This window comes from Tenuifilum sp., assembly GCF_037481895.1.
In the GTDB taxonomy this organism is placed as follows: domain Bacteria; phylum Bacteroidota; class Bacteroidia; order Bacteroidales; family Tenuifilaceae; genus Tenuifilum; species Tenuifilum osseticum.
Genome location: NZ_JBBFKU010000002.1, coordinates 1 through 18,605 on the forward strand (window position 1 = coordinate 1; position 18,605 = coordinate 18,605).

The 18,605-nt window shown below is 40.9% G+C and carries 14 protein-coding genes; 4 read left to right on the forward strand and 10 right to left on the reverse strand.

Annotated elements, in window-relative coordinates; genetic code table 11:
- From WHS63_RS00650 to WHS63_RS00690, 9 genes are all read right to left on the reverse strand, one after another.
- The coding region (locus tag WHS63_RS00650) for a DUF4372 domain-containing protein (protein ID WP_445203437.1) at positions 1-188 on the reverse strand (188 nt) is incomplete at its 3' end.
- A 73-nt stretch (positions 189-261) separates the two neighbouring features.
- Positions 262-1,722, reverse strand: coding sequence for a tetratricopeptide repeat protein (locus tag WHS63_RS00655; protein WP_445203438.1), 1,461 nt, complete (start codon positions 1,720-1,722; stop codon positions 262-264).
- A 294-nt stretch (positions 1,723-2,016) separates the two neighbouring features.
- Positions 2,017-2,205, reverse strand: coding sequence for a hypothetical protein (locus WHS63_RS00660; protein ID WP_445203439.1), 189 nt, complete (start codon positions 2,203-2,205; stop codon positions 2,017-2,019).
- A gap of 127 nt (positions 2,206-2,332) precedes the next feature.
- The gene (locus tag WHS63_RS00665; protein ID WP_445203440.1) at positions 2,333-2,587 is read right to left on the reverse strand and encodes a hypothetical protein; all 255 of its coding nucleotides are present in this window, start codon (positions 2,585-2,587) and stop codon (positions 2,333-2,335) included.
- A 398-nt stretch (positions 2,588-2,985) separates the two neighbouring features.
- The gene (locus tag WHS63_RS00670; protein ID WP_445203441.1) at positions 2,986-5,232 is read right to left on the reverse strand and encodes an endonuclease; all 2,247 of its coding nucleotides are present in this window, start codon (positions 5,230-5,232) and stop codon (positions 2,986-2,988) included.
- Between the two features lie 12 nt (positions 5,233-5,244).
- Complete coding sequence (locus WHS63_RS00675) at positions 5,245-5,790, reverse strand: 5-formyltetrahydrofolate cyclo-ligase (protein WP_445203442.1); 546 nt, start codon at positions 5,788-5,790, stop codon at positions 5,245-5,247.
- A gap of 224 nt (positions 5,791-6,014) precedes the next feature.
- The gene (locus WHS63_RS00680; protein ID WP_445203443.1) at positions 6,015-8,855 is read right to left on the reverse strand and encodes a hypothetical protein; all 2,841 of its coding nucleotides are present in this window, start codon (positions 8,853-8,855) and stop codon (positions 6,015-6,017) included.
- Positions 8,856-8,870: 15 nt separating this feature from the next.
- Positions 8,871-10,055, reverse strand: coding sequence for a T9SS type A sorting domain-containing protein (locus WHS63_RS00685; protein ID WP_445203444.1), 1,185 nt, complete (start codon positions 10,053-10,055; stop codon positions 8,871-8,873).
- Positions 10,056-10,134: 79 nt separating this feature from the next.
- Positions 10,135-10,473, reverse strand: a complete 339-nt coding sequence (locus tag WHS63_RS00690; RefSeq protein ID WP_369490627.1) for a translation initiation factor — start codon at positions 10,471-10,473, stop codon at positions 10,135-10,137.
- Positions 10,474-10,729: 256 nt separating this feature from the next.
- On the opposite strand from WHS63_RS00690, the gene WHS63_RS00695 reads away from it, so the two are divergent.
- The 4 genes from WHS63_RS00695 to WHS63_RS00710 all read left to right on the forward strand — a co-directional run bounded on the left by WHS63_RS00695 (position 10,730) and on the right by WHS63_RS00710 (position 16,358).
- Positions 10,730-13,777 carry a glycosyltransferase family 117 protein gene (locus tag WHS63_RS00695; protein WP_445203445.1) on the forward strand — a complete coding sequence of 1,016 codons (3,048 nt, stop codon included), beginning with the start codon at positions 10,730-10,732 and terminating at the stop codon, positions 13,775-13,777.
- Positions 13,778-13,847: 70 nt separating this feature from the next.
- The gene (atpD, locus tag WHS63_RS00700; RefSeq protein WP_445203446.1) at positions 13,848-15,359 is read left to right on the forward strand and encodes a F0F1 ATP synthase subunit beta; all 1,512 of its coding nucleotides are present in this window, start codon (positions 13,848-13,850) and stop codon (positions 15,357-15,359) included.
- 3 nt (positions 15,360-15,362) lie between these two features.
- Complete coding sequence (locus tag WHS63_RS00705) at positions 15,363-15,620, forward strand: F0F1 ATP synthase subunit epsilon (RefSeq protein ID WP_445199338.1); 258 nt, start codon at positions 15,363-15,365, stop codon at positions 15,618-15,620.
- A 3-nt stretch (positions 15,621-15,623) separates the two neighbouring features.
- Positions 15,624-16,358: an alpha/beta hydrolase gene (locus WHS63_RS00710; protein ID WP_445203447.1), complete on the forward strand. Its 735-nt coding sequence runs from the start codon at positions 15,624-15,626 to the stop codon at positions 16,356-16,358.
- Here WHS63_RS00710 and WHS63_RS00715 read toward each other — a convergent pair whose 3' ends face one another.
- Positions 16,359-17,456, reverse strand: a complete 1,098-nt coding sequence (locus WHS63_RS00715) for a TetR/AcrR family transcriptional regulator (RefSeq protein WP_445203448.1) — start codon at positions 17,454-17,456, stop codon at positions 16,359-16,361. It abuts the gene before it with no gap.
- Between the last annotated feature and the right edge of the window lie 1,149 nt (positions 17,457-18,605).

Sequence of the window (18,605 nt, forward strand, 5' to 3'; positions counted from 1 at the left end):
ATCGAATCGCATCGGCTGATGATACCGAAGAGCATGGTAACTAATTGCGTTTTTGCTTTAAATGCTTTATAATAATAATCGGCATTGTGCTTGTTTATTATACTTTTGATGCTTATTGCATCAATAAGTCCTATTACTTGTTTAAATATCGGCTGTCCGACAAATTTTATTTCTGTACTTTTGTCCATGTTGTTACGTTTGCTTCGCAAAAACAAACTTACAACTTGGGGTGAATCCTTCGGGAAATAGCCCCTATTTTTTTTAGTCGTTCAGTAGTGAATTTTTATATGAAAAATAAAAAAAGTTTGGTTTTTCATCTACTTTTTTGATTTTAGCCTCCCACCAAGCAGAAAAATATCCTTCAACCTCGTAGCTGTTTTTCACCATCTGCAGGTTACAAAGGTTTTGGGAGATATTTTGGAATAAATGGTTTCGGAGCAACTCCAGATTTACTAAAGCCCTTTTCTTTTTTCTATTTTCAATTACCACCAACAGGAATAGGCTTATAAACACAACACTAAACCCAAATGCTATAAAAAGGTTTAAACGTTGAGCTTTCAGCTTGGAGTTCATAGCGTTAATTTCCTGCTCCTTTTTATCCCTTTCGTATTGGGCTTGCAGCTCTTCAATTTTTTGAAGGGTTTCAGAGTTTAAAATGGAATCCTTAATGGTGATATGGTCAAGCAGGTAGCTATATGCTTTTTGAAAGTTATTTGTTTTAACATAACACTCGGAGAGGAACTTATTGCAATCACTTTCAACATCCTTTAAACCAATCTGCTTAGCCTTATTCAACGATTCCTGAAACATATTTATTGCTCGTTCAACTTTTCCTTGTGCAAGCAAAACCTGCCCCATATTTTTTTGGGTATAGCATACCCTGGTTACGCTTTTAAGCGATTGAAATATTTCAAGTGCATTCTGGTGGTAAAGCAAAGCGTTATCCAAAAGGTTTTGCTTAAAGTAAAGTGAACCGATATTATCCTGAATTATTGCTACACCTATTGATATCCCTAATGAATCATAAATATGAAGCGATTTAAGAAAGTACTCCAAGGCATCATCGTACTTTCCAAGTTCCATGTACGCACTAGCAATATTATTCGATGCCCCAGCTACTGCTCTGGAATTGCCCTTTGCCTCGTTAATTTCCAAGTATTCATTGAAAAATTCTATGGCCTTAGGATAGTTTTCCCTGTAAAAATGAATTTGCCCTATACTATTCGAAGCAATTCCAATTCCCTCAATATCTCCTATTTTCCTATATAAATCCAATGCATTCAAGTAGTGCTCAAGGGCTTTATCATATTTACCCCAATTACGGTAAATAAGGCCCATGTCGTTTTGTATCCCGGCATATGACTTAGTGCTGTCAAGGTACTTATATATAGTTCCTGCGTTTTCCAAATTTTCAAGCGACAACCGAAACTCACCCATTTTCATGTAGCTAAAGCCAATTTGATGGTACGCATTGGCTACAAGCTCCCTTTTTCCCAACTTGTTCGCTAGGCTTAAAGCACTTTTCCAGTAATTTAAACTTTTCTCGTAGTTGCTATCGGAATAGGCTATGGCTAACTCGGTTAGCGTTTTGTACCTATTCAAATCCGATTCTTGCTTTTGTAATGCTTTGTTAAGACTATCAATAGAATTATTCTGTGCCAAACCACTATTGAATAGCATGGCAAAGGTCAGTATTGCCGATATGATGCTAATCCTTAACACTAAAGTCAATTTATAGCAATATACGGAAAAAATGAAAACAAGTAAACAGTTGTATTAAAAATGATTTAATAAACGTTGATGTTCTAGGGAACTAAAGAATAGCAAAAAGCAGTAAGTGTTACCTAATAGCTTAACTAGGCAGAAAAAAGTTACCAATGTTGTTTAGTTAAGGTTATTTGTCATGTTGCGCACTAGCGAAACATTATGCTGTCGTTCTGAGTCCCGATTTATCGGGATATACTTAGCTGAAGCATCTCATTATACTTTCATTCACTATTTAATCAGATTCCTCGACTAGCTCTGAATAACAACACCATTGGCTCCTTCGCTCACTTTGTCATGCTGAGCTAGTCGAAGCATCTCTATCTCCCTTAATCCCTTTTGATTGGTTTTATGACAATCGCTCTTTGCCATGCTTTTCTGTTGCGATGCAATGCTTTCCCCTTGCTCTTTGGAAAATGTATTGCGTGCATCGCTATACATGTGGAAATAGTCATGGTGTTACAAATATTACGCCCCTTCGGGGCTGGAAACGTTGTTCGTTGGTAGGGGAAATCACCTCACCCCCTCCCCTCTCCTGATAGGAGAGGGGCGAAGCATTTAGGAGACCTTATTGCAGGGCTAAAGTCTCCCCTCTCAGGGGAGATTTGGAGGGGGCATCTAGGTTGAATATGGAAAACGACCTACCCCAGCCTTTTCCCTTAGAGGGAATAGAGCGGAAAATGCAGGCAGAGGCATAAAAGCCTGACCCGGAAATGGGTCGAGGGTGGAACGTTGCGGTGGGTCTAGTAAGCGATACCATATGAGCCACGCTGCAGACGTGGCGAATAGTATCGCGTGGCAGTTCCACCCGCGGGGTACCCATCGGGTCGGGCTTTTCAGCCTTGATTTTCTTTGGTTCTTTCTTGTATCAAGACAAGAAAGAACATGTAAAAGGCTCTTTGCAGTGCATTACTTTTGCGATGCAATGTTACACCCTTGCTCTTTGGAATGTCATTGCTTGCATCGCAATACATGTGGTTGTAGGCTGGCGTTACAAATGTTTCGCCCCTACGGGGCTGGAAGCGCTGTTAGTTGTTCGTGAAGCTATTGTCATGTTGAACTAAGCGAAACATCTCATGGGGTTAATTATAGATCCTTCGCTGCGCTCAGGATGACAGGCATGTATATTTTTGTTAACTTAACGACATTGAAATAGTTACTCAAATTTTAATGGGTTACTAAAAACTGCAGTTCGGTTGCTAGTATAAAGCCATTAAATGCTTATCGTTTAATCATTTTTTGAGTTACTATGCCATAATCACTTTTGATGGTTAGAACATAGATTCCGCTTTGTAAATCACTACAATCTATTCGTAGGTTACCGGTTACTCTCGTTTTACTATAAACTACCTGTCCTATAAGATTTGTAAAAGTAACCGAGTAGCTATCAGTTGAAGGGTATTCAACTAGTATAAAAGCATTAAACGGATTGGGAAAAACCAAAAATTGCTTGCTGGTTTCAGTTCGTATTTCGGTAGCTGGATTAACAATGTAACTACTAATACTACTTAAAGTTTGTTGCCCCTCGGCATCGTATGCCTTAACCCTATAGTAAACGCTTGTTTGCGATGGATTTGCTGGAATAACCGAGGTATACACTCCGTTAGTGCCACTCATCTGTAGCTGATTGATCAAACTGCTTTCTGTTATACCCCAAAGTAGGAAAGTATTTCCTAATCGGCCCTCAGGGTCGCTTACGTTTGCGGTTACTGTAACCGCATCGGCTGAAGTTGGGTTTGTTGGGGTATGTGAAACGCTAGAAATGGTTGGTACTTGATTGAGACTTACTGTAAACGATCCGTTGTAGTAGGCGGTATCCTGTAAATTATCTATTGCCTCAAGCTGAAAATAGATTGTTCCCGGACTCGTTTGCGAAGCAATGGGTGCACTGTATACACCATTCTCAAACTGCATTTCGTAGGTATTACTCAAGTTGCCAGCAGTAACGCCCCAACCTAAGATAACCTTTGCAACACTGCCGTCGCTATCGGTTATGTTTGCGGAAATAGTTATGGCCTGTCGGGTTACAGGCGATGCTGGGGTAATGTTAACATTGGTTATTAAAGGCTTTGAGTTTCCGGAGGCACTTACATTTATTGTAAAACTTTGTGTAACCTGGTTGGTTCCATCGGTTGCAGCCAGAACTACCAGGCTGTTTCCAATATTACTATGATCGGGGGTGCCGCTTAGGGTTGCTGTACCATTTCCGGTTGAGGTTAATGTAAGCCATGCTGGCTTTTGTGTTGCCGTAATGGTTAATGATGCCCCATTTCCGCCAGTTGCTGTAGCATTATATGTGTAAAGCTGATTTTCAACTGCCGTGGTTATGGGCGTTGAGGTAAACTGAATAGGGGCAACAGGCAAACTTACTGTTATGGTAAATGTTTGTTGTGTCTCACTAACTCCATCGGTAGCTTTTAAGGTTATCTGATTGCCACCTACATTTTCCTGGCCTGGTGTACCGCTTAGGGTTGCTGTTCCATTACCTGTGGCTGTCAAAGTAAGCCATGTTGGCTTTTGCGTTGCCGAAATGGTTAGTGGTGTTCCATTTCCACCGTTTGCTGTAATACTGTATGTATAAGTCACCCCAACGGTGGCAGAAGTAATAGGCGTGCTTGTGAATGTAATTGGTGTTGAACTTCCCCAAATTAACTGAGCATACTCTGGATGATCGATGAATGGGTTACGATTATGCTGGTAGCTGGAATACACTACGTTATTCCGGTCAATCTCCTTTTGGCTTACCGGGTCTTGCTGATTCCATTTGAGCAGTAAAGTAATATACCACTGCTTGTATGCAGGGTAGGTGGTGCCATCGAGTATGGCTTTGGCTTCAGTATTGTAGCTTGCCCAAGTTGCAATTAAGTTTTCGTACCGGGTTGCCATGTAAAAGTATGTACGGGCAAAATCGCCCTTATACTCGTCAATGGGTTCAAATACTGTTAATGTTGCTCCGGAAGCAGAAGAGGTTCCTAACTTGCTTCCATTAAGCGATGTCCAGGTAACAGATGTAACCTCACCAAAAATAAAATTGCTGCGCCTATTGTTTACATAACCATCGGTAGGATAAAGGTGAAACAAATCAGAATACATGGGAGATGCATCGTTAAACCAGCTCTTGGGAAACGAATGCTCTCGGTTATAGCAATCGCCCTCGGAATTATAATTTCCACACTGGTCAGTAACAAAAATATACTCGTAAGGTGGTGTTTGGCCGGGTTTATCGGAGTACATGTCCCATACCTTTCCATTGCTTTTCTTATCGGTGTACAGAAAGGCTGTCCATAACCCATCGTACGATATTACCGTATGGTTCTTTATGATATTGTACAAAGCAGTTTTTAACTCAGCACCTGTTTTCCCTTCGGCCGTGGCGTAGTAACCATTAGGAATTTGTGCTAAAATCTTTACCGATAGGGTTAAAATAAGTAACCCGAGTGTAAGTGCCCTCCTAAATCCTCCAATCATAAAAATCAGCTTTTAATTGCTAACCACAAGGTCAACAGGAATGTCGTGTTCCGAAACCGGAACTGAATCGATTATTTGAAACTCATAGGCTATGCCTACTTTAACTGCATTGCGGAGTAAAGGGAGGGTTCTATCGTAGTAACCTTTCCCCCTACCAAGCCTATTCCCATTTCGGTCGAATGCAACACCAGGAATTATGGCAAAATCAATCTCATCGGGGTTAACTAGACTGCCGGTTTTGGGCTCCATTATACCAAAACCACCACTCTTCTCCATGTTTTCAACTCCGTTGAATAGCCTCAACTCCAATTCTTCACCAACCACTACGGGCAAAACCATTCGCTTGATGGCTGCCCATTTTATAACAAAGTCATGTGTATTTATCTCATCCGGTAACGACCAAAATGCTAGAACAGTCGTTGCTTTCTGGAACTGCTCCATGCTTTCAATTTCTGCAAATACATAACTCGCCCTTTCCCTTGCCAAGAAAGGATCCAGTAATAGCCTATGCGACTTAATAGCCTTCCGGATTTGATTTTTTAGCTCGTTCTTGCTCATAAATTTTATTACGGAATTAAACCATAAAGGTTTAATCCAACACTACTCAAATTGGGGAAACATTCTAATTATCTACCTAACAACCAATGTGGTTTAGATATCAAGACAGACACTCCCATTACCATCCTGAGTAAATCAGAAGTAATCTATTTTTCTAGGTTTTGAGATGTTTCGCTTCGCTTAACATGACAAAAATCCTTAACCAAAAAACATTGAAAAACGAACTACATTTTTGGTCTGGCAAAGGTAGAATATAAATTGATAGTTAAAACAATATTTGAGTAAGGATTAAAATCGGAACCATTGAATGCCTGAGTAAACCTAATCCTGAAAGGATACCATGTTCTGAATAAATGAAAATCAACAATGGCATCAAAACCTATGGACTGTAAATTTTCGGTTAAAGTAACTAATTCAAATAATTGGTAGGTTTTATAGCTGTTTTTTGCAAATTCGGCGAAAAGGTTAAGCGATATACGCTTTACATAAACAAGTGAGCTTATGGGTAAATCAGGATAAGCAATGGGCATTAAGTAATTAAAATACATCCCTGTGAATCGTGTTGAAGGTCTTGAAGTGTAAAAAGCAGGAAAATTAACCTTGTTATTTAGGTATATATACTTAATGTTCTGTTTTTGTGCTAATAGTGTAATTCCAAATCCTTGATTGCTGTGCAATCCGGGCAAGAAAATCTTGGCTTGACTATACCACAAATTGGGAAGATTGCCGTAATCCCAAGGAGTTGTCAGTAGTCCTGTATTAAAAATTAAGCCCGTTTTAGGCTGTAAATCCCTATGAGCCATTCGTCGTAACGAGTAAAAAGCAAACCCAAACTCATTGGTAATTAAGCCTGAGCGATATGCATCAATACTCTCGCGGTATAGATAACTGTTGCTAAATATAGTTTTGTTATATAGTTGTAATGATGTGCTATAAACGCTTTCACCTAAAGTAAATGGTAAAATAGAAGTAAACTCTGCCTTTTTATAGTAATCCCTATTTTCAGGGTAAAACTGTGTTACTCGGTAAAGGCTTGCAGTTGCATCGGTTTTCTCAATATTTAATCTAAAAACAGGCCAAAGTCCATTGTAGGTTAACTCTGCAAATAACAGGTGAGTTTTGCCATACCCATAACCAGCATTAAAAAGGGTTGATCCTGTTAAGTTTTGTGAAAGTAGCGTTATTCCGGGATAAATGTTGGTTTCATCCTCAATATTGGCAGGGTCGTTTAGCGGCTTTGTGTAAAATGGAAACCAGCTATGTATGTTTACCAATGTTTTTAATCCATTATATTCGGTTGATTCTGTTTGAATTATACCATAATTATCGTGAATTGTTGTTGGGTTTACTTTAACTATTTCATTATATGATGATATATTATCTACTATTTTTCTGTTACTTGTAATATCATCTAAAAAAGCAATTCGGTAGCCATTTGCTGTATAGTGAGCATAATATAGCTGATGATTTTTATAGGTTGGATACGATGAGTTAAATGGTATGTTAATTATTTTATATACTATATTATTCTGTATATCATATCTATATATACTTTCAGTGTAACCGTCAGTAAAAGTAAAAAATAGGTTTGAGCCATCGCAAGCAAGTGTTCTGATATCGCGATAAGCTGCATTGTAAACAATATCGAAAATTAATGCAGAATCTACTTTAAATATTTTTTTGCCGGTTTCGTTTACCGCAATGCCATAAATATTTTTCCCCTTAGTATCTAAACAAATTTGCTGTACTTCATATCCTCCTTCAAAATTCAACAAAGTACTTTTCTCTCCTAGAAAATTTATACCAACCAACTTGTATTGTCCATTTGAGCTATATTCAATGCAGATAATCCTATCCTTGTCAATAATGGGGGAATGGTATCGGCCAGCCGGTATTGTGTTCAACCGTTTTGTTTTAATATTAAAAACCTTGATGGCGCTACTGCTCATCCATTCCCAGCGCGCGTGGGGGTGGTATTCCGTCCAAACAATAAGGCTGTCGTTGTACGATGGTTGGCCAATTAGTATGCCAGTACTCACTATCTTTTTAATTCCCCCTCTTTTATCCAAAACAGCAAAATGGGGTGTATCGCTAAGCGATGTTACATATACAATTGTGGTTGTATCAGTTAGCGGATAGGGGTATATTAAATTTTTAAAATCCTCCTTAACAGTTTTAGGCATCTCGTTACCGTAATGTTCAGCATAATCGACAAGCCAAAGCGAATCGTTGTAAGAAAACGCTTTTTGGTAGATACTCTTCCTTGACTGACCTGTAAACTTTTTCAGACTTAGATAGGTAGGAAATAACGTGAATGGATAGCGACCAACGTACCCGTACGTTTTGGGAATAGTAGTTGATCCCCACTTTTGGTTAATGAAACTTACAAGCTGATAGCCAAACTGGTAATGGTTTGGAATAAAATCTTTGTAAGAGCCCAAAAGCCATTTATCGTAAGTATAAGGTTTTTGCTTTGATACTGAATGGGCGTAGTAATGGTTAAAAAATGTTGCTGAGCGTCCCCTTCCGCTAAATGTATAATTTGTTTCAGCCCAAACGGCATCGCCTTCAAAAATCCATGGGTGTACAAACGATGAAGCAAAACCAACGGCCTGCTGGCCAAACAACCACGATAACACTTTGGTAGACCCGCTATTCAGCGCATACATTTGTTTCACATGACGCATCTCATGTATGGATAGGGCTTTGTGCCAAAGCAATGCATCTCCGTCAGCATCGGGTTGGGTTACAAGTTCCATCCTGCGCGGGGCCCAGGCAACAAATCCGTTGGATAAAACAGTGTTTGGGTGAAGCACAACATCTATTTTCCTTGTCCCTTGATTGTAATCTATATCGTTAAGGCTATCGGATTTAGCTAAAGCGGAAAGGTAATGATTGGCTAAGCTATCGGCTTCGGCAGGATATATCAACCTGATATTTTTATATACTCTCTTTTTCCAATCGGTTTTAAATGGCTCTACTCCTGTTTGATAGTACTGTGCTTTTGAATCATTTATTAAAATTAGCAGTATTAAAGTAACAAAGTAGATTTTTTTATTAAACATATTGATTATCATCATTTATTGCTTTAGCACTTTTATAGTTTTTTTCCTACCGTCATTTAACCTTACCTCAACTAGTAAAACGCCAGTAGGAGCACCTGAAAGGTCAACGTCAACTTTTTGAGGATTGCTTTCAGGAATTAAATTAAGAATGCAATTACCCAACAGGTTGTAAACATTTATTGCCTTGATTGATGTGTTTTCAAGGATTTGGACGTTAAGGGTATTGTAAACCGGATTATTATACAGAATACTTACCTGATTTTTCTCAATATTTACATGAGTGGGAGCCGATGAATAAGTGACCTTCATCACAACGGGTAGGTGGTCGGACATCCCGTATAGTGCATTTGCCACATCCGTTGGAATGCTTGTATTAGCGGGCGTTGTAATGGAACTGTTGTAGCGATTCCCATCCTGGCCAAGGGTTTTATAGCTATAAAATTTAATACCGCTGGTACCAGCAAGAATATCGCTTGAGGAAAGAATAAAGTCGAAACGGTCATCCAGCCCTCCGGTTGAAAAGCAGCCCTCGCTAGCAACTGTTCGGGTCGACTGTGTATGAACATAGCGATAGCTATAGTTCGAGTGCCAGTTGCCCACTGCATTTAGGGGGTCGTAAAAGCGGAAATTGTTTGAACCAACCGGAGTAGTAAAAGCCACAAATGCGCCCTCAGAGGCGCTGTATAGGTTCATGTCGCCCGAGAGTATTACGTTCCCCTTAATGTTTTTGGTTGATATGTAACTCATTATAGAATTGGCCGCCACGGCGCGCTGCTGTGCATCGGATTCGTAACTTCCAGCTTTGAGATGGGTAACAAAGTGGTAAAGAAAAATTGTGTCGCCATTTACCAAACCCGATGTTTTAAGGTAAAACTTATAAACGTTTGTTTCGCGTGGCGATGTGGCTATTGCATCCTGCGACTTCAGCTCCAGTTTTTCAGAATTATAGTAAATCATATTAACCAGAAAGCTGCCGCTAAAATTAGCTCGTTTGTAGCGGGTTTCACCACCATAATTAAGGGTATTTGTCTTTATTCGCTCAACGCTAGCAATGGCATCGTTTACCTCGTTTACGGAAAGGATATCGGGTTTTACATGGTTTAGAATAGTGCGTAGATAGCCATCCTTAGCATCAACATTGTTATTTGTAGCATTACAGTCGCTGTATTCCTTGTCGTAATACATTAAGTTATACTGCATAACGGTAAGTGTATCAGCCAGTGAAAGCCGATATGCAAAAAACAAAAATCCTATGATAATAATTTTAGTACGCATAAACCTACCCTGAAATGGTAACCCTATAACCCAGTTCCTGCAAAATTGAGGCCACTTTTTGTTTTATTTCGCCTTGAATAATGATTTCGCCATCCTTTACGGTTCCGCCAACTCCACACCGTGTTTTTAGTGTTTTGCCTAACTTTTCGATTTCATCGTCGGAACCAACAAACCCTTTTACAATGGTAACACACTTCCCTCCCCTATTCTTGCGTTCAATTCCTACAATTAGCCGTTGTTTCGATGGAGGGACAACTTCCCGGGTCGTATTATCATCTTCATCGTTGGGCTTATAGTCAGGGTTGGTTGAGTAGGCAAAATTTAGTTTATCCTTCCAATCCATACTTCTTAAATTTACAATATACAAACATAGTCCATTTTACGATTATTTTAAAGTAGAGGTTGCCTAACAGATTTTACAGCTCATCCAGTATTTTATTGAATTAGGATAAAAACCAACAAGAAAGGCAGATATAAAAAAGGGTAATTTTAGCGTAAGGCTTAAAAACTGCAAATTGGTAATCAGGGTAAAACAAAATATTCTACATTTGCTTTCTTGTAAGCTGCAATAAACAATTGTCAAAATAAAAAAATAAATCATGAGCAATTTCCGTAGAGCCAACAATATTGTCGGATGGATTGTGTTCGCAATATCGGCAATAGTTTACCTGTTAACCATAGAACCCACAGCAAGTTTTTGGGATTGCGGTGAGTTTATTGCCACGGCGTTCAAACTCGAAGTTGGTCACCCCCCGGGAGCACCTCTTTTTATGATGATTGCCCGCCTTTTTGCTCTCTTTGCGCCAGATGTAACAAAGGTTGCAGCGCTTATTAATTCCATGTCGGCTTTAGCAAGCGCATTTACCATACTTTTTCTTTTCTGGACTATAACCCACCTTGCCCGCAAGCTAATTGTTGGTAATAGCTACGCAACTTCCACTGGTCAGCTAATTGCCATTCTGGGTAGTGGAGCAGTTGGCGCCCTTGCCTACACTTTTTCCGATACCTTTTGGTTTTCTGCCGTTGAGGCAGAGGTTTACGCCATGTCGTCGTTATTTACAGCTTTTGTTTTCTGGGCAATCCTTAAGTGGGAGGAGCAGGCCGACGAGGCGCACTCAACCCGATGGATAATTTTTATAGCTTACGTCATGGGTTTATCAATTGGCGTTCACCTGCTAAATCTACTTACAATCCCGGCCATAGCATTTATATACTACTTCAGAAAGTTCAAAACTACCCGAAACGGGATTCTGACAACCCTTGCAGTATCAGCAATTATTTTAGGTAGTATTCTATACATAATTATTCCCGGAACCTTTAAGTTTGGCTCATGGTTCGACCTTCTTTTTGTTAACTCATTTGGTTTACCCTATAACTCAGGTTTGTTTTTTTACTTTGTTTTACTTTTTGGAGCCCTTGCCTATGGTATTTACTATAGCCATAAAAAAGGTAGGGTAATTCTTAATACCGTTCTGGTAGGTGTAACCGTAATACTAATTGGCTACTCATCGTACATGATGATACTAATAAGGGCCTATTCCAATACACCCATTAATGAGAATAATCCATCGAACGCCTTTTCGCTTATTAGCTACCTGAACCGCGAACAGTATGGCGATAGACCATTGTTCTACGGACAGTACTACAATGCCCCTGTTACTGACAGTAAGGACTTAGAAACATGGATACCTGAAGACGGTAAGTACGTAAGGGGGTACCTGAAAACAAAGTACGAGTTTGACGATAGGTTCAAGACTCTTTTCCCACGTATGTATAGCAACCAACCCGACCATGTGGCAGAATACAAGAAGTGGGCTAATATACAGGGAAAACCCGTTCAGGTGAACACCCGTGACGGTGGAACCGAAACCCGATATGTGCCAACCTTTGGCGAAAATCTTTTATTCTTCTTCCGCTATCAGATTGGCCACATGTACATTCGTTACTTCATGTGGAACTTTGTGGGCCGTCAGGATGACGTTCAGAGCCATGGAGGTGTTGAAAACGGAAACTGGATTAGCGGTATCAAACCTATCGATGCCATTTTCCTTGGTAGCCAGGACAACCTGACCGACGATATGAAAAGCCACCCATCGCGTAATACTTACTACTTCCTCCCCCTAATACTGGGTTTGCTGGGTATATACTTCCAGCTTCAGGTCAAAAAGGATAAAAAGAATTTCTGGGTTGTATTCATGTTGTTCTTCCTTACGGGAATAGCCATTGTTATGTACCTGAACCAATACCCGCTTCAGCCACGTGAGCGCGATTATGCCTATGCTGGTTCATTCTACGCATTTACCATTTGGATTGGTCTTGGTGTTCTTGCTGTTTATGAGTGGTTCCGTAAAAAACTTTCCGAAACACCATCGGCAATTGCTGCTACAACCCTTTGCCTGGTTGTGCCGGTGATCATGGGAACCGAAAACTGGGACGACCACGACCGTTCCGGTCGATACATTGCACGCGACTTTGCTTACAACTACCTAAACTCCTGCGAGCCCAATGCAATCCTGTTCACCAATGGCGATAACGATACTTTCCCGCTTTGGTATGCACAGGAGGTGGAAGGTATCCGTACCGATGTTAGAATTGTTAACCTTAGCCTGCTGGGTACCGACTGGTATATTGACCAGATGAAAATGAAGTGCTACCAATCAGCACCCGTGCCAATTTCCATGAAACACGACCAGTATGTAATGGGAACCCGCGATGTGGTTTACATTATAAACCGGCTAAACGAACCGATTGAGCTTAAACAGCTCATGGATTTCGTTTTAAGCGATGACCCTGCAAAAAAATATAGAATCCCTGGCGAAGAGCCCCTCGATTACTTACCTACTAACAAGATAAAGCTTACTGTTGATAAGTCTAAAGTGCTGTCGAGCGGAACCGTAAAAGAAAAGGACGCCAGCTTGATTGTCGATACCATGGAATGGACGCTCAAGGGGCAGTATATTACTAAAAGCGCCTTGGCCATTCTTGATATTATTGCAAACAATAATTGGGAGCGCCCCATTTACTTTGTTTCACCTTTTGGTGATGGTGATATTGGCATTGCCGATTACCTTCAGCACGAAGGCTTTGCCTACAGGTTGGTTCCAATAAAATCGAACTCATCGGACTACCTTAATATTTCAAGGATTGATAGCGATATTCTTTATGATAGGTTAATGAACCGATTCCGTTGGGGCAGAATAAATGAGCCCGATGTGTTTATTGACCATAACGTGCAACGTACTGCTATGGTTTTAAAACTTCGTAACAGCTTTTCGCGCCTGGCTAAAAAACTAATTGAGGAGGGTAAAAAGGATTCTGCTCTTAAAGTACTTGACAGGGCAGTGGAACTTCTTCCTCATCCTAAATTCCCTTACGATTTCTTTATGTTTGGCATTATTGAGGGTTACTACAAGCTGAACGAGGTTCAAAAAGCCAATAAGTTGACCCTGGATTATGCAAAGGTTAGCGAACAAAAACTTCGCTACTACGTATCACTCGATGATAGGATGAAGCAATACTACCAGGACGACATTGGCCTAACGGCTCAAACCCTACAGGAACTGGCATCAATTGCAGAAACCTATGGACAAAACGAGGTGTCTGTTGACATAAACAAAATGATACAAGCAGCCTTAACTTTAAAGTAAATTTATAGTTGATTTTGTTAGAATTTGCAAAGGGAATTTCATAAATTTGAAGTAAGCAAAAAGCAAAAGTATGTCAGACAATTTTGGTGAAGTTGTTCAGATTATCGGTCCAGTTGTTGACGTGGCCTTTCCCAGTAAGGAAAAGTTACCTTCAATTTACGAGGCTCTTGAGTTGACCCGGCCCGATAATACCATACTGGTTCTGGAGTGCCAGCAACATATTGGTGAAAGTACTATTAGGGCCATTGCTATGGACTCAACCGATGGCCTTTCGCGCGGTATGAAAGTACGAGCAACTGGCAAGTCGATAACCATGCCAGTGGGCAACAAAATAAAAGGCCGTTTACTAAATGTGATTGGCGAAACCATTGATGGTCTTCCACTGGTTGACCGCCAAAGTAACTATCAGGTTCACAGTAAACCACCAAAATTTGACCAGCTAAGCACCCAAAAGGAAATCCTATATACGGGAATTAAAGTTATTGACCTGCTTGAACCCTACTCAAAAGGAGGTAAAATTGGATTATTTGGTGGTGCAGGAGTAGGTAAAACGGTTATCATCATGGAGCTCATCAACAATATCGCCAAGGGGTATAGCGGTATGTCAGTTTTTGCAGGGGTTGGTGAGCGCACCCGTGAAGGGAACGACCTACTCAGGGAAATGATTGAATCCGATGTAATAAAATACGGAAAAGAATTTAAGGAATCAATGCTAAAAGGGGGGTGGGACTTGAGTTTAGTTGATACCGAAGAACTTGAAAAGTCCCAAGCCACTCTGATATTTGGTCAGATGAATGAGCCTCCCGGGGCACGTGCCACGGTTGCCCTTTCCGGATTAACGGTTGCAGAATCGTTCCGCGATGGTGGGGAGGATGGCCAGGGGCGCGATATACTTTTCTTTATCGATAATATTTTCCGCTTTACCCAAGCAGGCTCTGAGGTATCGGCACTGCTTGGCCGTATGCCTTCGGCTGTAGGCTACCAACCCACGCTGGCTACCGAAATGGGTTTAATGCAGGAACGTATCACCTCAACCAAAAAAGGTTCTATTACATCCGTACAGGCCATCTACGTTCCCGCCGACGACCTTACCGACCCCGCGCCTGCAACTACATTCAGCCACCTTGATGCAACCACTGTACTTGACCGTAAAATAGCGGAGTTGGGGATTTATCCCGCGGTTAACCCACTCGATTCCACATCGCGTATCTTGACCCCCGAAGTGGTGGGCGAAGAACACTACAACACGGCTCAAAGGGTTAAAAACCTGCTTCAACGCTACAAGGAGTTGCAGGATATCATTGCAATTCTGGGTATGGACGAACTATCGGAAGACGACAAGCTGGTGGTTCACCGTGCTCGCCGTGTTCAGCGATTCCTTTCGCAACCTTTCCACGTGGCCGAGGCCTATACTGGTATGAAAGGGGTGATGGTCAGCATTAAGGATACCATCAAAGGATTTAATATGATTATGGACGGCGAGGTTGACCAATACCCCGAAGCAGCGTTTAGCTTTGTTGGAACCATTGAGGAGGCAATAGAGAAAGGCGAACGAATGCTTGCCGAAGCAAAAAAACAGTAGGTTATGATTTGCGAGCTCTACTCCGTTGAAAAGTTTTTCCAAGTTGAGGATGTTTACTACGTTCAAGTACCCGGCACAAAGGGTTCGTTTGGAATACTGAAAAAGCATGCCCCAATTATTTCGTCGCTTGAACCTGGAGTAGTAAAAATAGTCAGGAACGATGGCGCTGAACTATTCTTTGCCATACCCGCTGGAGGATTTGTGGGTGTTGAAAATGATGTGATTTCAATTGTCTCGGAGGAGATTAACCAAACCTTTTAGTCCATGAAAAAAAACGCTTGGTTAACTATACTCTTTGCGTTCATTCTGAATTTGAATGAAACTATGGCACAGCAAAAAATATCGTTTCCAGCAAAGGATGGCATAGAGGTTACTGCCGATTTGTATTTTTTAGCCTCTGATAAACCATACGTTATTCTTTTACATCAGGCCCGATATAGTAGGGGTGAATATATTGAAATTGCTCCAAAAATTGTTAACCTCGGTTATAACTGCATAGCTGTTGATTTGCGATCGGGCAATGAGGTTAACGGTGTTGTGAACGAAACGGCTAAAAGGGCAAAGGAAAAGGGCTTGCCCCAGAACTACACCGATGCCATACCCGACATTGAGGCGGCTATTGCATACGTTAAAAGGCAAACCGATTTACCCTTTGTGCTCTGGGGTAGTTCATACTCAGCATCGCTAGCTCTGATTCAAACCGCCAAGGATTTGCGCACCAAAGCCGTTGTTGCATTTTCTCCAGGTGAGTATTTTGATACACCTGAGTTTGTGTCGTCAAAAATTAAGGATATCTCTGTTCCTGTAATCGTGCTTTCATCTAAAGCAGAGTGCTCATCCGCAAAGGGGTTAATTGAAGCTATCAAACGACAAAACCTGGTAACCCAATTTTGTCCCACCGATAAAGGGAAACACGGTTCAAGTGCACTCTGGAAATCGAACCCATCCAGCAACGATTACTGGTTGGCTATTACCATGTTCTTCGGTAGGCTGAAATAGCTAGAGCGAGTTCAGATTATTCAAAAAGTTTGGAGAATCATAATCCGGATTGAAACTCGGATTTTTAAGGGTTTCACCAGTTACATAGTTAACATATCCCTTGATGTACTGGGTTGGAAGAGTGTACCTATATTCCTCAGCCTCATCGTCAAATTCCGGGGCAGTGTCGCACAATATATTTTCGATATAGGTATTAATACCCTTGCTACGAATTAGCTGTGCATACTTATCAAAAATATTTCTCGAAATCCCTATAACCACTATAAAATTCCCGTAGGGTTTATAAATGTTATGCTTATAAAGAAAGTCGAGCTTGTCATCAATAATTTGTTCTGCTGAATTATGGAACGATTCAATATACTTGAAACCAGTTTTAAGAATTGAATCAACTACCTGCTTTTCGCGGGTATAATGAATAAAGAAATAATAGTTTTCGCCAAGGTAAGTGCCATCGAAAATAAATTTTAGCACTACTTCCTCAAATGTTTGTGTGGTACGGGTTGGTATTTCAAATCGAATTAACTTATCGAGCTGGTTATCAATTAGCGAGTAGAATTCCTTAGGACTGTCGGGGTTGCTCCTGTTTAGGTAGAATAAAAGCATGCCCGGAATCTGGTACCGAAGAATTGTTATTGCCTTCTCAGCACTACTCGACGATATGAACTCATTATTAATCAGGTAGTTCCATTGTGGCTTACATAACCGCTCAAGAAGTGTAACAATTAGCTGCGAGGTGTCCCTTTTCTTTTCAATCTTATTGATTTTTTCAAGGAAAAAAACATCGAAAATGCTGGGGTACTCCAAAAAGTATCCCACATAGCTTTTTATTATGGCTTTAAGCTTCTCAGGCCCATCGGGCAGGTTTCGGGTTTTATCATCAACATACTCCTGACACTCTTCTGCAAAGTCATTTATACACTCGTTGATTACATCGGTAACATCCTTAAAGTAGTTATATAGGGTTGCATAGGAGTAGCCAGCCTGGTCGGCTATGTTACGAACGCTCATACTATCGATGCCCTCCCCCTTAAGGATTTCCTTAGCCGCTTCGATGAAGTAGCCACGCATCCGCTTCTCTTTAAGGAGTTTATTCCGCATCGATTTACCGAATTTTATACAAATATAATTAACGCTGTTAATTTATTTAACAATGTTAACTAAAAAAAGATCAATCAAATACTAATTTTTTCATAAAGGTAAAGTTTCGGCAGCTTTCTTTTTAATAAAATTTCAATGTCGTTTAGTTAAGGGTATTTGTCTTGTTGCACGCAAGCGAAACATCACACTGTCGTAGTGAGTCCCGATTTATGGGGATAGACATCGCCTTAGTATCTCATTGCTCTTTTCTCTTCAATCCTTTGAAGAGATCCCTCGCCTTTGCTCGGGATGACAAAAACCCTATCTTTCTTTCTGCTTCCTAGTCATGCTGAGCTAGTCGAAGCATCTCTTTACCTTGAATCCTTGTTGCTTTTTTGTAAACCGCTCTTTGCCATGCTCTTCAGTTGCGATGCAACGTTTCACTCTTGCGGCATATGTATGGCGTGCATCGCTATGCATGTGGGAGTAGACATGGGGTTAAAAATGTTTCGCCCCTACAGGGCTGGTCGCTGTATACTTGAAGAAGATTCCTCGACTAGCTCGGAATGACAACACCATTGGCTCCCTCACTCCCTTTGTCATGCTGAGCCAAGTCGAAGCATCTCTTTGTGCTTTCATCCCTATATATTAATGAGATTCCTCAGCCAACACAGAATGACATAAGCAGAGGCATAAAAGCCTGACCCGGCAATGGGTCGGGGGTGGAACGTTGCGGTGGGCTAAGTAAGCGATACCACATGAGCCACGCTTAAGGCGTGACGAATAGTATCGCGTGGCAGTTCCACCCGCGGGGTACCCATCGGGTCGGGCTTTTCAGCCTTGATTTTCTTTGGTTCTTTCTTGTATCAAGACAAGAAAGAACATAAAAACCGCTCTTTGCCACGCTTTTCTGATACGATGCAACACTTTTCCCTTGCTCTTTGGAAAAAGCATTGCGTGCATCGCTATACATGTTGGAATAATCATAGTGTTACAAATATTACGCCCCTACGGGGCTGGAAGCGTTGTACGTGAAACTATTGTCATGTTGAGCGTTAGCAAAACATCTTATGGGGTCGAATAGAGATCATTCGCTGCGCGCAGGATGAAAGTCATGTATATTTTTGTTAACTAAACGACATTGAATAAAGTTTTGAAGAAAAATACTTT

Bases quoted from the DNA above. Each gene is read 5' to 3' on its own strand.
- WHS63_RS00660 (WP_445203439.1), bottom strand. From the start codon at position 2,205: ATGTATAGCGATGCACGCAATACATTTTCCAAAGAGCAAGGGGAAAGC.
- WHS63_RS00665 (WP_445203440.1), bottom strand. From the start codon at position 2,587: ATGGGTACCCCGCGGGTGGAACTGCCACGCGATACTATTCGCCACGTC.
- WHS63_RS00670 (WP_445203441.1), bottom strand. From the start codon at position 5,232: ATGATTGGAGGATTTAGGAGGGCACTTACACTCGGGTTACTTATTTTA.
- WHS63_RS00675 (WP_445203442.1), bottom strand. From the start codon at position 5,790: ATGAGCAAGAACGAGCTAAAAAATCAAATCCGGAAGGCTATTAAGTCG.
- WHS63_RS00680 (WP_445203443.1), bottom strand. From the start codon at position 8,855: ATGTTTAATAAAAAAATCTACTTTGTTACTTTAATACTGCTAATTTTA.
- WHS63_RS00685 (WP_445203444.1), bottom strand. From the start codon at position 10,055: ATGCAGTATAACTTAATGTATTACGACAAGGAATACAGCGACTGTAAT.
- WHS63_RS00690 (WP_369490627.1), bottom strand. From the start codon at position 10,473: ATGGATTGGAAGGATAAACTAAATTTTGCCTACTCAACCAACCCTGAC.
- WHS63_RS00695 (WP_445203445.1), top strand. From the start codon at position 10,730: ATGAGCAATTTCCGTAGAGCCAACAATATTGTCGGATGGATTGTGTTC.
- atpD (WP_445203446.1), top strand. From the start codon at position 13,848: ATGTCAGACAATTTTGGTGAAGTTGTTCAGATTATCGGTCCAGTTGTT.
- WHS63_RS00705 (WP_445199338.1), top strand. From the start codon at position 15,363: ATGATTTGCGAGCTCTACTCCGTTGAAAAGTTTTTCCAAGTTGAGGAT.
- WHS63_RS00710 (WP_445203447.1), top strand. From the start codon at position 15,624: ATGAAAAAAAACGCTTGGTTAACTATACTCTTTGCGTTCATTCTGAAT.
- WHS63_RS00715 (WP_445203448.1), bottom strand. From the start codon at position 17,456: ATGCGGAATAAACTCCTTAAAGAGAAGCGGATGCGTGGCTACTTCATC.